Here is a 14,236-nt window from a genome sequence, read left to right on the forward strand (position 1 = left end):
GCACTGATGATCACTAGCCTGCTGGTCGCCAACCGGGGCGAGATCGCCCGCCGAATCTTCCGCACCTGCCGTGAGCTGGGCATTTCGACGGTGGCCGTGTACTCGGACGCCGACGCCGACGCGCCGCACGTGCACGAGGCCGACGCGGCGGTGCGCCTGCCCGGCAATGCACCCGGCGACACCTACCTGCGCGCCGACCTGCTGATCGCCGCGGCTCGGGAAGCCGGCGCGGACGCGGTGCACCCCGGATACGGGTTCCTGTCCGAGAACGCCGCGTTCGCCCGCGCGGTCACCGACGCCGGGCTGACCTGGGTAGGGCCACCCGCGCCGGCGATCGAGACGATGGGCTCGAAGGTCGAGTCGAAACGGCTGATGGCGGCGTCCGGGGTGCCGGTGCTGCCCGAGCTGGACGTCGACTCGGTGACCGAGAAGGACCTTCCGGTGCTGGTGAAGGCGTCCGCCGGCGGTGGGGGCCGGGGCATGCGGATCGTGCGGACCCTCGCCGAGCTGCCCGACGCGGTGTCCGGCGCGTCCGCCGAGGCCGGCTCCGCGTTCGGCGACCCGACGGTGTTCTGCGAGCGCTACCTGGAGACCGGACGGCACATCGAGGTGCAGGTCCTCGCCGACACGCACGGCACCGTGTGGGCGTTGGGGGAGCGGGAATGCTCGATCCAGCGCCGCCACCAGAAGGTCATCGAAGAGGCGCCGTCGCCGTTGGTCACGCCCGCGATGCGGGAGCGGCTGTGCGACGCGGCGGTGGCCGCGTCGAAGGCCGTCGACTACGTGGGTGCCGGAACGGTCGAGTTCCTCGCCGACGGAGCCGGTGAGTTCCACTTCCTGGAGATGAACACCCGGCTGCAGGTCGAGCACCCGGTGACCGAGCTGGTCACCGGCCTCGACCTGGTGGCGCTGCAGCTCTCGGTCGCCGAGGGCGCCCCGCTGCCGCCGGACGGTCCGCCCGACTTCGACGGGCACGCGATCGAGGTCCGCCTCTACGCCGAGGACCCGGCGCAGAACTGGCAGCCCCAGACCGGCACCCTGCACCGCTTCACCGTGCCCGGCTCGGTGCGCTGCGACAGCGGTGTCGAGAGCGGTTCTGTGATCGGGGTGCACTACGACCCGATGCTGGCCAAGGTCATCGCGTGGGCGCCGGACCGGACCAGCGCCGCCCGCACGCTCGCCGGCGCGCTCGCCCGCGCCGAGATCCACGGCATGCGCACCAACCGGGACCTGCTGGTCAACGTGCTGCGGCACCCGGCGTTCGTGGCCGGTGACATCGACACGGCGTTCTTCGACCGGCACGGCCTGGGCACCCTCGCCGCACCGCTCGCCGGTGACTCGGGTGTCCGGTTGTCCGCACTGGCGGCGGCGCTCGCCGGGGCGGAGGCGAACCGGCGGGCCGCCACGGTGCTGCGGCGATTGCCCGGCGGCTGGCGCAACGTGCCGTCGCAGCCGCGCCGCGTCCGCTTCCTCGCCGACGGGCAGGAGCTGGAGATCGCCTACCGCCTCGACCGTGACAGCCTCGCCGCGGAGGGTTTCGACGGCGTCACGCTGACCGGCGCGACGCCGGACGAGGTCGTGCTGGGTGTCCGAGGCACCCGGCGGTCGTTCACCGTGGCCCGGTACGACGACCTGGTCGTGGTGGACTCGAGCCTCGGTTCGGTGGCACTGCGCGTCGTGCCGAGGTTCACCGACCCCCGGGACGCGCTGGCCAGCGGTTCGCTCGTGGCGCCCATGCCGGGCACCGTGCTGCGGGTCGGTGTCTCGCTGGGCGACGAGGTCGACGCGGGTCAGCCGGTCGCCTGGCTGGAGGCGATGAAGATGGAACACCAGATCACCGCGCCCGCCGCCGGTGTGGTGACCGAGCTGCCGATCAGCGTCGGACAGCAGGTCGAGGTCGGCGCGGTGCTCGCGGTGGTCGAACCGGCTCCGTCGTCCACCCCATGACCGGCAACCTCGGCGGGTCGACCCGTGCGCCGCAGCAACAGCGCAGCCGCTCCACCAGGGCCGCACTGATCGACGCCGCGGTCGCCTGCATCGTCGAGCTCGGCTGGAACGGCGCGACGGTGGCGGTCATCGCCGAACGCGCCGGGGTGTCCAGGGGCGCGGCGCAGCACCACTTCCCGACCAGGGAGGACCTGGTGACCGCGACCGTCGAGTACATCGGCGAGCAGCAGGTCGAACAGCTGAGGGAACAGGCGCGGGAGCTGCCACACGCCTCGGTCGACCGGGTCGTGGAGATGCTGCTGGAGCTGTACACCGGGCCGGCGTTCCGCGCGGCGCTGCACATGTGGGTGGCCGCGTCGACCGACGAGTCCTGGCGCGCCGTCGTGGTGCCCCTGGAAGCCAGGGTCGGCCGGGAGGCGCACCGGCTGGCGGTGGAGCTGCTCGGAGTCGACGAGTCCCGGCCGGGCGCCCGCGAGCTGGTCCAGGCGACCCTGGATCTGGCCCGCGGCCTGGGTCTGGCCACGCTGCTGACCGACGACACCGCACGCCGCCGTCAGATCGCGAAGCAGTGGGCTCGTGTTGTTGGGCCTGTCTCGCGCTCAAAATCCTGAAGAGGGTTTTCTTGTTGGGCCTGTTCCGCGCTCAAAATCCCAAAGAGGCCCCTCCGGGGGCCGTCTTTAGGATTTTCGGCCTTCGGCCCAGGCGCGCGCTTGTGGCCGACCTGGGAGCCGCCCTGGTCGTCGGCGACAGTGGTCGCTGACATTCACTGCGCCGGCCTTCGCCGGAACTCCTTCGGAGACTCGCGGAGCCGACTTAGCTGTGGCCGACTTAGCTGTGGCCGAGTTCGGTGCGGCCGACTTCGGTGCGGCCGGGTTAGGGGATTTGGAGGCTTTCGGCTGCCTGGTCGTGCAGCGGGGCGTCGGTTGTCTCGTCGGCGGCGGGGCCGGTGGTGATGACCTGGATGAGGCCGGTGGGGGTGAAGACGACCCGGCCGAGCATGAAGCCCTTCGCGCCTCCCGGGGCGAGATCCATGCGGAAGTCGGCGCCCGGGTGCCCGTTGACGGTGACCGCCTGGTTCTTCGTCACCGTGCCCTTGTTCTCCGTGGCGAGCTGCTTCACGTACGCCGCCGGGTCGCCCTTCGGCGGGCTCTTGAGCTCGCCGACCGCGAGGGTCTGCACCGCGCCGTGCTCCAGCGTCGCGGTGTACTCACGCAGCGCGCCGCCGCTGTCGGTCTTGCCGTTCTTGAGCTTCGACGGACCGGACAGCCGGGCGCTCGCCCTGCTCGCCGGGTCGGTCGCCACGACGCCGGGTGCCGGCTCGGGCGCGGCCGCGGCGGGCGGAGGCGCCTCCTGCGGCTTGTTCCACAGGCCGCTGATCGTCGAGCAGCCGGTGGCGCCGCAAGCCACGCTGAGCGCGATCGCGGTGACACCGAGAACCCGCACCACACCCCGCGAGTGGCGCGACCGGCTATAGGCGGCCGCGCCACTCACGGGGTGTGGTGCGGCGGACGTGGAATCGGGGATGCGGCTCATGATGCCTTCGACCGTATAGCGGCTACTCAGGGGATTCGGATGGTGTCCGCTGCGTAGTCGTGCATCGGCGTCACAGCGGCCTCGTCGGCCAGCGGCACGACCGTGGTGATCTCGATGACCTTGGTCGGGTTGAACACCATCCGACCGAGCATGACCTGCGGTTTCCCGCTCCGCACGAGCACCATCCGGAAGTCCGCGCCGTACCGCCCCCGGACGGTGATCGGGACGTTCCTGGTCAGCGTGCCGTTCGCGCCGCGCGCCATGTTGATCGTCGCGATGAGCGGGTCGGCATCCGCGCCACCGAGCAGGTCACCCACGCTCAGCTGCTGCGACCCTCCGTCGACGAGCGCCACGACGTAGACGTGCAGGGTTCCGCCGCCGCTCGCCGGCTGGCTGATGGCCCCGGGCAGGCCGGCGAGCGCCGTGTTGATCCCCGTCTCCGGGTCGGTGGCGATGGTCCACGATCCGCTCTGCAGCTCGTTCCTCGGCGCCTTCGCCACGCGGGGATCGACCGGGATCGCCTGGACCGGCGCGGGCGGCGGAGGCGGTTCCTCCGCCGCACACCCGGTTAACGTCGCCAGGACCACGAGGGTCGCGGTGAGGGTGCGAATGCCCCGCTGACGGGCAGGAGACGACGGTTCCGCGGTCATGATGCAAGGACGATAGCGACGGTCGGGTCAGGTGTGCGCGGACACGCGCAGAGTGCTTGCGGCTTGCGTATGCAAGGGCAACGCCGACATCTCGTTACCGGTCTCCACCAGCGTCAGCACCTGGACCGAGTAGGTGTGGGTGTACACCGCCCTGCCGAACATCACACCGGTGTGACTGCCGCTGGTGAACCTGATCTGGAAATCGGCGCCCGGGTTCCCGTCGACCGTGACCGGCTGGTTACTCAGCACCGTTCCGTTCACGCCCCGAGCAAGCACCTCGGTCGCCGCGACCGCGTCGGTGACCGGCATGATCAGCTGCGTGACGTTGAGCCGCTGCTCACCGACGCCCGCCGGGAGCTGGACAACGTACTTGTGCACCATCGGTTTGCCATCCGGGCCGTCGATGACACTAGCCAGTGCAGGCCCGGAAGCGAGCCGGACGTTGGCTCCGCTGTCGGGGTCGGTCACCGTGTCGATGTCGGGGACCGCCATGCTCGTCGCCGCGCTCGGGCTCGAGGGCGCAGGCAACGGCTGCTCCGAAGGCTTCGCACACGCGGAGACGCCGACCACCGTTGCTGAGCCGATCAGCGCCGCGACCGCGATCCGAAGTCCACCTGACATCGCCATGACACCCTCCACATGTTTGCCGGAACAACCTCTTCGACCCGGTCGTCGTCTCAGCGGTTGGGTGGCATCGATATGACCTGAGTCACATCACCGGCGGCGGCCGGTGCGAGGACGGGTGAGGGTCACCGAACACAGAGCGGCCCGGCCACGCAGCACGAACCGGATCGACGGCGCGGACTCGGTGTCCCTGGCACCCCGCAGCAGCCGACGTAGCCCGCGCGGTCGTTCCCTGGGCAGCGTCGCGCGCACGGTCCGGTGCCGGACGGAACCGGCGATCAGCTCCAGGCCGTCGGTGTCGACCTGGGCGTCGAACGGCAGCAACACCCGCGTCGCGCTCATCGCCGCGGTGATCTCGATGAGCACCTCGGGGCGGCGGATGACCGCGTCGGTGAAGTCCAGCGTGGTGCGCTGCCCCAGACCGGTGATCCGGACGATCTCTGGCACCAGCCACTCACCGGTGCGTCTGACCTGCCCGAACGGCACGTCCAGCACCAGCGGCGCCAGCTCCGGCGGCGGCCCGCCGGGCAGGTCGGACAGCACCACCAGCAGTTCGGCCCTGGTCCGCGCGGCCCACGCGACGTCGCAGCGGTCGCTGAACTCGGTCGGGGTGATCCGCCCCTGTTCCATCGCGGTCATGAGCGCGGCGACGGCCCGTTCCCGATCGAGATCGGAGATCCGCAACTCTGTCGGATCGAGGTCGCCGGACACGTCGGTCACACTAACCTCAGCGCAGGCTGAAGTGCTCACCCAGCAGCGCGTTGACCTCGTCGGCGCATTCGACGCTGAGCAGGTGCGCACCGTCGACCCGCTCGAACCGGACCCCCGGGATGCCGGCCGCGATCGTCGCGCCGTGCGGGTCCTCCGGGGTGGACGGATCGGCGGTGCCGCAGATCATCAGGGACGGCGCGGTGATGTCACCCAGCCTGCGCTCGTGGTCCCAGTCGCGCAGCGCCTGACAACACGCCAGGTAGCCCGCGTCCGGGGTGTTCTCGATCATCTCGCGCAGCCAGGCCGCCGTGTCCGGGTGAGCGGCCGCGTAGTCGGGGGTGAGCCAGTTGACGATCGAACCGGCCGCGGTCGCCTCGGTGCCACCGGTGGACACCGCCTCGATGCGGGCCAGCCACGGCGCCTTGTCCGGGTAGCCGGCCGAGGTGGCCATCAGCGCGAGCCGGTTGATCCGCTCCGGCCATTCCGCCGCGATGAACATGCCGACCATGCCGCCCATGGACAGCCCGACGTAGTCGACCTTGTCCAAGCCGAGCTTGTCCAGCAGCGCGACGACGTCCCCGGCCAGCTCGGAGATCGTGTACGGCCCGGCGGGCACCGGCGACTCGCCGTGCCCCCGGTGGTCCACCCGGATGACCCGCCGCCCGGTGAGCACCGGCAGCTGCGGCCGCCACATGTCGAGCGTGCTGCCCAGCGATCCGACCAGCACGATCGGTTCCCCGGCGGGGTTTCCGTCTTCCACATAGTGCAGTCCCACCGGACTGCGATCACCCATCATGATCCGACGGTACGCAATGAACGCAGCACCGTCAGCTCCTGAACCGTCGGCGGCGGTGTGTACTGCAGATCGTCGGTGCCGACCTGCAGGTCCCAACCGGTCTCCGCGCGTACCTGCGCGAGGGTGATGCCCGGGTGCAGCGCGGTGAGCACCAGCTCGCGGGTGTCCGGATCGGGTTCGAGCACGCCGAGGTCGGTGATCACCCGCAGCGGCCCTGCGCCGGTCAGGCCGAGACGTTCCCGGTCGCCGGGACCGTTGCCGTGGCCGAGCGAGGTCACGAAGTCCACACCGGAGACGAACGCCCGCAGCCGGTGCCGCATCACGATCATCACCTCACCGCAGGACGCGGCGATCTCCGGCGCGCCACCGGAGCCGGGCAGCCGGACGGACGGCTCGTCGTAGTCGCCGATCACCGTGGTGTTGATGTTGCCGAACCGGTCCAGCTGGGCGCCGGACAGGAACCCGACGTCGATGCGCCCCGGCTGCAACCAGTAGTTGAACACCTCCGGCACGCTGACCACGGTCAACGCGGACTCCGCGAGGATCCCGTCGCCGATGGACAGCGGCAGCTCGGCCGGTGTGGTGTCCAGCGTGCCGGACTCGTAGATCAGCACCAGCTTCGGTGCGTGCAGCCGCCGCGCCAGGTTCGCCGCGGTCGACGGCAGCCCGATGCCCACGAAGCACACCGCTCCGTCGCGCAGTGCGCGCGCGGCGGCGACCGTCATCATCTCGTCGGCGGTGTAGCTGGTCAGCTCGTCCAGCGCCGTCATGCCGTCAGCTCCTTCAACCACGCGATGAACCGCTGCCGGTCCCGACTGATCGCATCCCACGCCTTGTAGGCCGCGTTGTCCCGGTCGTAGTAGCCGTGGGCGTAGGACGGCTTCGCGCCACCGGGCGCCACCGCGACCGCGTTGACCACCCAGGACGGCAGCAGGACCGCTCCCGGCACCGGGTCGAGCCTGTCCACGACCTCCTCGACGGTGACCAGCGACCGCTTCGCCGCCAGCACGGCCTCCTTCTGCACGCCGGTGATGCCCCAGAGCTGCACGTTGCCTGCCCGGTCGGCCCGCTGCGCGTGGACGATCGACACGTCCGGGTTGAGCGCCTTCACCGCGGCCAGCTGCTGGCCGGTGAACGGACAGGTGACCGTGCTGATCGTGTCGGTGTGCTCCGGCAGGTCGGTGCCCGCGTAGCCGCGCAGCACCCCGAAGGGCAGGCCCGACGCGCCCGCGACGTACCGGTTCGCCATGCCGGCGTGGCTGTGTTCCTCGATCTCCAGCGGCACCGGCCAGCCGTGGCTCAGTGCGTCCCGCATGCGGTGCAGCGAACCGACACCCGGGTTGCCGCCCCAGGAGAACACCAGCTTCGACGCGCAACCCGCGCCGATCATCCGGTCGTAGATCAGGTCCGGGGTCATGCGGATCAGCGTCAGGTCCTTGCGTCCCTGCCGGATGATCTCGTGGCCGGCGGCGAACGGGATCAGGTGGGTGAATCCTTCGAGCGCCACCGAGTCACCGTCGTGCACCAGCTCCGCGATCGCCTCGGTCAGCGTAATGATCTCCGCCATCGGCTCCGTCCGTGCTCAGGGGCCGTCCTCAGCAGCGTCGCGAGTATGCGGCCCGTCCTCAGGAACGGTATCTGCCGCCCCTCCCCCTCGCCAACGCACCTTCCCCCCACCGGAACCCCTCGTGAGTGATGAGGGCGTCTACCCCGAAGGGGCGCGAAGCGTAGCCGCTCTACGCACTCACGACACGCTTTTCGTCGTGAGTGCGTAGAGCGGCTATAGGCGCCCTCAGCACTCACGAGGACCCCGGGACTGTGCAGCTCCTACTGCGTGCAGCCCTGACGTGCTGATCCGCTCGTACCCGGCTTTCGTGAGTGGCAAGTGGTCCTATAGCAACCTTGGGTACTCACGACGGAAAAGCTGTCGTGAGTGCCCAAGGTTGCTACGCCTTCGGCGCCCCTTCGGGGTAGGACCACTTGCCACTCACGGTTGTCAGTACATGGGGTCCAGGTGTAGGGCCTGGAGGGCTGCTGCCAGGTCGGCGATGCCGTAGGGCTCGGCCAGGGAGCGGCCGGTCAGCTCCTGCACGCGGCGCAGGCGGTAGCGCACCGTGTTGGGGTGGCAGTACAGCTGCTCGGCCGCGTGTTCGGCGCTGCCGGCGTGGTCGAACCAGGCGCGCAGAGTGTCCAGCAGGACCTCGCGGTCGTCGGCGGGCAGCTCGAGCACCGCGCCGAGCACCCGGGACACGATGCGTTTGCCCTCGTCCATGTCCTGCGCGACCAGCGCGGCCAGCGGCGAGGCCTCGAAGACCCGTACCTCGGCCCGTCCCGGCCGGACACCGGTCAGCGCGACCCGGGCCAGGTGCAGTGCACGCGGGGTGTCCTTCAGCAGCTGGTACACCGGGCTCACCCCGACTCGTGCCCGCGCTTTGTCCTCCAGCAGCGCGATGAGCTCGTCGCGCTCCCCGGTACGCAGCGACACCACACCCATCTGCAGCGCGGGTGTGAGCCGCCACGCCGAGTTGATACCCCGTTCGGACAGACGCGTCTCGATACGCGGCAGACCCTCCTCCGCGGTGCTGGAGTTCTCCGAGGCGACGACGATGAGGTCGCCGTCGGCGGGCAGACCGAGCAGCTTCGACAGCTCCCACGGGCCGGCGCCTTCGCCCGGCGAGCCGGTGAACAGCGCCTCGGCCAGCGCGGACCGGCGCTGGTGCTGGCTGACCAGCAGGTCGGCGGTGGTCGCGCGGTAGGACTCGGTCAGCTCGATCGAGTACTCGTCGCCGAGCTGCCACAGGAACTTCCCGACCGAGATCAATGTGTCCAGCATCGAGCTGTCCCTGGCGTCGCGGGCCGGCTCACTGAACAGGTCCCACAGCGCGCTGATGCCGGTGCGGTAGGCGCGCAGCACCTCGGGGAGCGGCACACCCTGGTGTGCGCGTCTACGACCGGTCTCCCGAGGGGCAGACAGGTCACGGGGAGCCGCCGGGTCGCGGACCGCGCTCACCAGGTAACGCATGTTGTGCTCGACCGAGCGGCGCACGTCGTCCCGGGAGACCGCCTCGCTCCGATAGACGTCGATCTCGGTGATCATGTAGGTGGTGTGCTGGTCGATCAGCCGGGACAGGTTGTGCTCGGCGTGCTCGACAAGGAGCGCCAGCCGGGACTCCTGCCCCAAGCCGGTCGACACGGAACTCCGCACTAATCGGCCGTCACGCTGCTGTGCCATCACAGAATTGTCTCCCCCCGCCCCCAGGCGAAATTTCATCTGAGGTCAGCTAGGCGAACCCCGGTCCAGGAACTCGTCGATCACCGGGGCGAGTTTCTCAGGCTCGGTGAGCAACGCGAGGTGCCCACCCGAGTATCTGTGCAACTCGCCGCGCGGCAACAACCGCGCCATGATCGTTCCGTTGATCGAGGGAATGATCGGGTCATCGTCACCCGCGAGCACGAGCGTCGGCTGCCGGATCATCGGCAGCCACGGCAGGCTGGTCCAGCTGCCGATCGCGGCGAGCTGGTACAGGTAGCCGCGAACCGGCGTCGCACGCATCGAGCTGTGCAACACGTTCACTGTGCCCTCCGGGTCGCGGCGGGCGCTGCCACCATAAATACTTCCGGCGATGTCGCGGGCATACTCCGGGTCCCGGTGTCGTCTCGGCGTCATCATGCGCCCCAGGACTTTCGGCGCCGCCGGAACCATCCACAACCCAGTCGCTGTCGCTACCAGGACGGATTTACGACAGTAGAGGGGGTATTGGAAGGCGAACTGTTGCGCAAGACCGCCTCCCCAAGAAATTCCCAACACGTCCGCACGCGGATAACCCAGGTTCTTCAACAGTCGCCGCATCGCAAGCGCGAGCTGCTGATAGATGTACGGCAGCTTCGGGGTGTCCGAACCGCCGATACCCGGGACATCGAACCGCACGACCGGACGGCCCGGGTCGAGCTGCGCGACGAGCGGGTCGAACAGCTCCATGCTGGAGCCGATGCCATTGCACATCACGAGCGGGACGCGCCCTGGCACACCCGGATCATGGGTGTAGGCCAGGCGGCGTCCGCGCACCGTCATGACGTCGGACGCGGGGTTCGGACGTGGCGTCATCGGGTGAGCACGTAGCTACCCGGTGCCGCGCCGAGCGGCGGGTGCTCCCTGCTGCCGCCCTGGGTCAGCTGCTCCGTCACCGGAATCTCCTCGCCCGTTCGGGCGTGCAGCCAGGTACTGAAGTCCGGCCACCAGGAACCCTCGACGGTCTGCGCCTCGGCGAGCCAGGCCGACGGGTCCGGCGGATTGTGCTCGGCGGTGCGGAAGTTCGCCTTCTTGTTGCCGGGTGGGTTGACGATGGACGCGATGTGCCCGCTGGTGGACAGCACGAACCGGCTCTTGCCGCCGAACAGCTGGGTGCTCTGGTAGCAGTTCTGCCACGGGCACAGGTGGTCGGCGATACCGGCGGTGATGTAGGTGTCCAGGTGCACCTTCGCCAGGTCGACCGGTGAGCCGAGCATCGTCGCGTCGCCCGGCTTGGTCAGCGCGTTGCGTTGCGACAGGTGGATGAAGTCGCGGTGCAGCCGCGCGGTCATGCGGGTCGTGTCGGCGTTCCAGAACAGCACGTCGAACGGCTTGGGCGAGTTGCCGAGCAGGTAGCTGTCGACCCAGTAGTTCCAGATCAGGTCGTTGGGCCGCAGCCAGGCGAACACCTCGGCCAGCGCCCTGCCGTCGAGGTAGCCGCGCGCGGCGGACGCCCGGACGGCGACATCGGCGGCCTCCTTGGTGAGCAGCGCGCCCGTCACGCCCGCGTCGCCCTGGTCGAGCACCGCGACCGACAACGCGGCGGCGGCGACCCGGTCCAACTCGCCGATCGCCGCGAGGTGGCCGAGCACCATCGAGGACAGCACCCCGCCGGAGCACAGCGACAGCAGCGCGACACTCGGCGCGCCGGCTACCTCGCGTGCCGCGTCGATCGCGTCCAGGATCGCGCCGCCGTAGGTGTCGAATCCCCAGCGGGCGTGCCGGACGTCCGGGTTGCGCCAGGAGATCGTGAACACCTGGTGGCCCTGCCCGACCAGGTACTCGATGAGGCTGCGGCCGGGGGAGATGTCCGTGACGTAGTACTTGTTGATCGTCGGCGGCACGATCAGGAGCGGGATCTCCCGGACCTTCTCGGTCGTCGGGGTGAACTGCAGTACCTCGAGCACCTGGGTGCGCAGCACGACCGTGCCCGGTGTCGCGGCAGCCGTCCGGCCGACCTCGAACGCGTCCGGTTCGACCATGCTCGGCACCCGGGGCGGCGAGGACATGTCGTTGGCGAGGCGCCGTGCGCCGCGCAGGAAGTTCGCGCCGCCGGTGTCCACGACCGCCTTCAGCGCACGCGGGTTGAGCAGCGGGTTGTTGCTCGGCGCGAGTGCGTCCGACAGGTTGGACACGGTGGTCTGCACGCGTAGCCGGTCCGGCTCGGACAGCCGCGCGTCCTCCACGAGTGCCTCGGCGACGCGGCTGGTCACCAGGTGGGCTTGCAGCGCGCGCCGCAGCAGCGGGTTCTGCGACCAGGCCGGGTCGGAGAACCTGCGGTCACGCGGTTCCGGTTCGATCGCGGAGCTTCCGGTGGCGATCCGCCCCAGCTCGCCGGCGAGCCCACCGAGCCTGCCGACGACCTTGCGTGGCCGGTTCGCCAGACCCCTGACCAGGCGCAACGCGGTCGCGTCCGGCAGCAGCCGTTGCCAGCTGCCCTTCGCCGCGTCAGTGAGCAGCAGGTCCAGTGGAGCGCCAGCAAGCTCGGCGGCGTCCGGTGCGTGGCTGTCCTGGGTGCTCATTCGACCGTCACCTCCGGCGGTGCGACAACGTCCCGGTGCAGGATCTTCCCGGTCGGCCCCTTCGGCAGCGCGTCCACGATCCAGATGTGCCGGGGGTACTTGTAGGCGGCGACCCGTTCCTTGGCGAAGGCGCGCAGCTCGTCGGGCGTCGCCTCGGCACCCGGCGCGAGCGCGACCGCGGCCCCGACCTCCTCGCCGAGGCTGGAGTGCTTCAGCCCGACGACCGCGACCTCCGCGATGGCCGGATGCTCGTGCATCGCTTCCTCGACCTCGCGCGGGTACACGTTGTAGCCGCCCCGGATGATCAGCTGCTTCTTGCGGTCGACGATGTAGAAGTAGCCGTCGTCGTCGACCCGGCCGAGGTCACCGGTGCGGAACCAGCCGTCCTGGATCGCCTCGGCGGTCGCCTCGGGCTTGTTCCAGTAGCCGCGCATGACGCACTCACCGCGCACCGCGAGCTCACCGACCTCACCGACCGGCACCTCGACACCCTCGTCGTTCTGGATCCGGACCTCGACGCCGTCGATCGGCGTCCCGATCGAACCGGGCTTGCGCACCGCGTTCGGATGGTTGAACGACACCACCGGCGAGGTCTCGGACAGGCCGTAGCCCTCCAGGACCATCGCGTCGAAACGCTTCTCGAACGCGTGCAGCACCTCGACCGGCAGCGCGGCGCCACCTGAGGCGCAGATCCGCAGGCTGGAGGTGTCGTAGTTCTCGGCGTCCGGCGCGTGCAGCAGCGCCGAGTACATCGTCGGGACGCCCTGGAACACCGTCACCTTGTGCGCGGCGACCAGCTCGAGGGCCTTGACCGGGTCGAACCTCGGCAGCAGCGCCAGGCACGCACCGGTCAGCACCGACACGTTCAGCCCGCAGGTCAGCCCGAAGACGTGGAACAGCGGCAGGCAACCCATCACGACGTCACCGGTCTCGGTGCCGAACAGCTCGCCCGCCGCCGTGGCCGCGTTGCTGGCCAGGTTGTGGTGGGTGAGCTCGGCGCCCTTGGGCCGCCCGGTGGTACCGGACGTGTAGAGCAGGACGGCGAGGTCACCGTCGGCACGGGTCTCCGGTTCGGCGACCGGCTCGGTGCCGTCGAGCTCCGCGCTCGACAGACCGACAGGCCCGACGACCAGCACCTCGATGTCGTTCGCCTCGCCGGCCGCCGTCGCGGCGCGACCGCCGTCCGGCAGCGACTCGAAGGCGAACGCGATCCGCACACCGGCGTCGGTGAAGTAGTAGCCGATCTCGCGCTCGGTGAGCAGCGGGTTCATCGGCACCACGGTCGCGCCCGCGAACAGCGCGCCGTAGAACAGGATGGGGAAAGCGGGCACGTTCGGCAGGATCAGCCCGATCCGGTCACCCGGCTCGACACCGCGCTCCCGTAACCAGCCGGCGGTGACCCTGGCACCGTCGAGGAACTGTTGATAACTCAGTACGTCGTCGCCCACCCGCAGCGCGGCTGCGTCGGGCTGTCGCGCGGCGGTCGCCACCAGATTTCCCGCCAGGTTCATGCCTGGGCCAGCTCCCTCGGGTCAGAAGTGTCCATTTATATCAACGGCACCAACCAGTGTGGCCCAGCTCACGAGCGATTGTCGATGTTGTCGCAACCAGAGCTGACTGTTTTCACCCACAAATGCGGTTGGAGGTGCTCACAGGCCTGTTCCGCGCGCCATCACTTGCCGGCCTGTTTCGCGCGCCATCGTTCCCGGAAGGCCCTCCGGGCCGACCGGGAACGATCCAGGCGGCTCGCCTAACGGCTCGCTGCCTGGGTTTTTTCCTCGCGGGCCCCTCAACCCTTCGGGCTGAGGGGCCCACTCGGAAAAATGTCGCCTTCGGCGACGCGCGCGCTTGGTGCCCCGGCTTGGGAGCCGCCACTCAGGCACTACCCGCCTGCGGCGGAACCCCTTCGGGCGCCTTGCGGGGCCCACCTGTGAAACGTGCGTCGCCCCATTCCCGGTGCGGGGTGAGGGGGCTCTAGACATGACCCGCATCCCACAACGAACACCTGCACCCCACCAGGAACGCCGTGCACCCGCACCAGGACCGTCTGCGCATGTACAGGTGTCTGTAAAAGCCGGCTCCGCGAGTCTCCGAAGGAGTTCCGGCGAAGGCCGGCGTAGTGAATGTCAGCGACCACATCGCCCAGCTGCCAGGGCGGCTCCCA

13 protein-coding genes are annotated in these 14,236 nt (G+C 69.9%); 2 read left to right on the forward strand and 11 right to left on the reverse strand.

From position 1 onward, the window contains the following. Positions 1–6 precede the first annotated feature (6 nt). Together G406_RS0113840 and G406_RS0113845 are read left to right on the forward strand one after the other, a co-directional pair. Positions 7–1,947 (forward strand): acetyl/propionyl/methylcrotonyl-CoA carboxylase subunit alpha, encoded by a 1,941-nt coding sequence (locus G406_RS0113840; protein ID WP_028934307.1) that lies wholly within the window; start codon positions 7–9, stop codon positions 1,945–1,947. Beyond that, complete coding sequence (locus tag G406_RS0113845; protein ID WP_028934308.1) at positions 1,944–2,558, forward strand: TetR/AcrR family transcriptional regulator; 615 nt, start codon at positions 1,944–1,946, stop codon at positions 2,556–2,558. The genes G406_RS0113840 and G406_RS0113845 overlap by 4 nt, the downstream gene beginning before the upstream one ends. A 262-nt stretch (positions 2,559–2,820) precedes the next feature. Here the strand turns inward: G406_RS0113845 and G406_RS0113850 are convergent, their stop codons facing one another. The 11 genes from G406_RS0113850 to G406_RS0113900 form a co-directional block, all read right to left on the reverse strand. Further along, a complete protein-coding gene (locus G406_RS0113850; RefSeq protein WP_156934851.1) occupies positions 2,821–3,480 on the reverse strand; it encodes a hypothetical protein in 660 nt (219 codons plus the stop codon). A gap of 26 nt (positions 3,481–3,506) precedes the next feature. Beyond that, positions 3,507–4,130, reverse strand: a complete 624-nt coding sequence (locus tag G406_RS0113855) for a hypothetical protein (protein ID WP_028934310.1) — start codon at positions 4,128–4,130, stop codon at positions 3,507–3,509. Between the two features lie 27 nt (positions 4,131–4,157). Then, positions 4,158–4,751 (reverse strand): hypothetical protein, encoded by a 594-nt coding sequence (locus G406_RS0113860; RefSeq protein WP_156934852.1) that lies wholly within the window; start codon positions 4,749–4,751, stop codon positions 4,158–4,160. 93 nt (positions 4,752–4,844) lie between these two features. After that, on the reverse strand, positions 4,845–5,465 hold the full coding sequence (locus G406_RS46750; protein ID WP_156934853.1) for a DUF1707 SHOCT-like domain-containing protein: 621 nt from the start codon (positions 5,463–5,465) through the stop codon (positions 4,845–4,847). 16 nt (positions 5,466–5,481) lie between these two features. Beyond that, entirely contained in the window at positions 5,482–6,261 is a 780-nt protein-coding gene (locus G406_RS0113870; RefSeq protein WP_245607110.1) for an alpha/beta fold hydrolase, read from the reverse strand. Next, the gene (locus G406_RS0113875) at positions 6,258–7,031 is read right to left on the reverse strand and encodes a CoA-transferase subunit beta (protein ID WP_028934313.1); all 774 of its coding nucleotides are present in this window, start codon (positions 7,029–7,031) and stop codon (positions 6,258–6,260) included. Before G406_RS0113875 ends, G406_RS0113870 begins: the two co-directional genes overlap by 4 nt. Continuing rightward, positions 7,028–7,828: a CoA transferase subunit A gene (locus tag G406_RS0113880; RefSeq protein WP_028934314.1), complete on the reverse strand. Its 801-nt coding sequence runs from the start codon at positions 7,826–7,828 to the stop codon at positions 7,028–7,030. Before G406_RS0113880 ends, G406_RS0113875 begins: the two co-directional genes overlap by 4 nt. Before the next feature lie 429 nt (positions 7,829–8,257). Continuing rightward, a complete protein-coding gene (locus tag G406_RS0113885; protein WP_211241136.1) occupies positions 8,258–9,454 on the reverse strand; it encodes a PucR family transcriptional regulator in 1,197 nt (398 codons plus the stop codon). An 84-nt stretch (positions 9,455–9,538) separates the two neighbouring features. Beyond that, entirely contained in the window at positions 9,539–10,366 is an 828-nt protein-coding gene (gene phaZ / locus G406_RS0113890; protein WP_037076475.1) for a poly(3-hydroxyalkanoate) depolymerase, read from the reverse strand. Further along, positions 10,363–12,072 carry a PHA/PHB synthase family protein gene (locus G406_RS0113895; protein WP_028934317.1) on the reverse strand — a complete coding sequence of 570 codons (1,710 nt, stop codon included), beginning with the start codon at positions 12,070–12,072 and terminating at the stop codon, positions 10,363–10,365. The genes phaZ and G406_RS0113895 overlap by 4 nt, the downstream gene beginning before the upstream one ends. Continuing rightward, entirely contained in the window at positions 12,069–13,583 is a 1,515-nt protein-coding gene (locus G406_RS0113900) for a long-chain-fatty-acid--CoA ligase (protein WP_028934318.1), read from the reverse strand. Before G406_RS0113900 ends, G406_RS0113895 begins: the two co-directional genes overlap by 4 nt. Positions 13,584–14,236: the final 653 nt, after the last annotated feature.

Origin of the sequence: Actinospineispora spinosispora DSM 44797 (genome assembly GCF_000429025.1) — a bacterium.
Classification (GTDB): Bacteria; Actinomycetota; Actinomycetes; order Mycobacteriales; family Pseudonocardiaceae; genus Pseudonocardia; species Pseudonocardia spinosispora.

Coding starts and splice junctions, on each gene's coding strand:
- G406_RS0113900 (WP_028934318.1), bottom strand. CDS start 13,583: ATGAACCTGGCGGGAAATCTGGTGGCGACCGCCGCGCGACAGCCCGAC.
- G406_RS0113875 (WP_028934313.1), bottom strand. CDS start 7,031: ATGACGGCGCTGGACGAGCTGACCAGCTACACCGCCGACGAGATGATG.
- G406_RS0113860 (WP_156934852.1), bottom strand. CDS start 4,751: ATGTCAGGTGGACTTCGGATCGCGGTCGCGGCGCTGATCGGCTCAGCA.
- G406_RS0113840 (WP_028934307.1), top strand. CDS start 7: ATGATCACTAGCCTGCTGGTCGCCAACCGGGGCGAGATCGCCCGCCGA.
- G406_RS0113880 (WP_028934314.1), bottom strand. CDS start 7,828: ATGGCGGAGATCATTACGCTGACCGAGGCGATCGCGGAGCTGGTGCAC.
- G406_RS0113855 (WP_028934310.1), bottom strand. CDS start 4,130: ATGACCGCGGAACCGTCGTCTCCTGCCCGTCAGCGGGGCATTCGCACC.
- G406_RS0113870 (WP_245607110.1), bottom strand. CDS start 6,261: ATGATGGGTGATCGCAGTCCGGTGGGACTGCACTATGTGGAAGACGGA.
- G406_RS0113850 (WP_156934851.1), bottom strand. CDS start 3,480: ATGAGCCGCATCCCCGATTCCACGTCCGCCGCACCACACCCCGTGAGT.
- G406_RS0113895 (WP_028934317.1), bottom strand. CDS start 12,072: ATGAGCACCCAGGACAGCCACGCACCGGACGCCGCCGAGCTTGCTGGC.
- G406_RS0113845 (WP_028934308.1), top strand. CDS start 1,944: ATGACCGGCAACCTCGGCGGGTCGACCCGTGCGCCGCAGCAACAGCGC.
- phaZ (WP_037076475.1), bottom strand. CDS start 10,366: ATGACGCCACGTCCGAACCCCGCGTCCGACGTCATGACGGTGCGCGGA.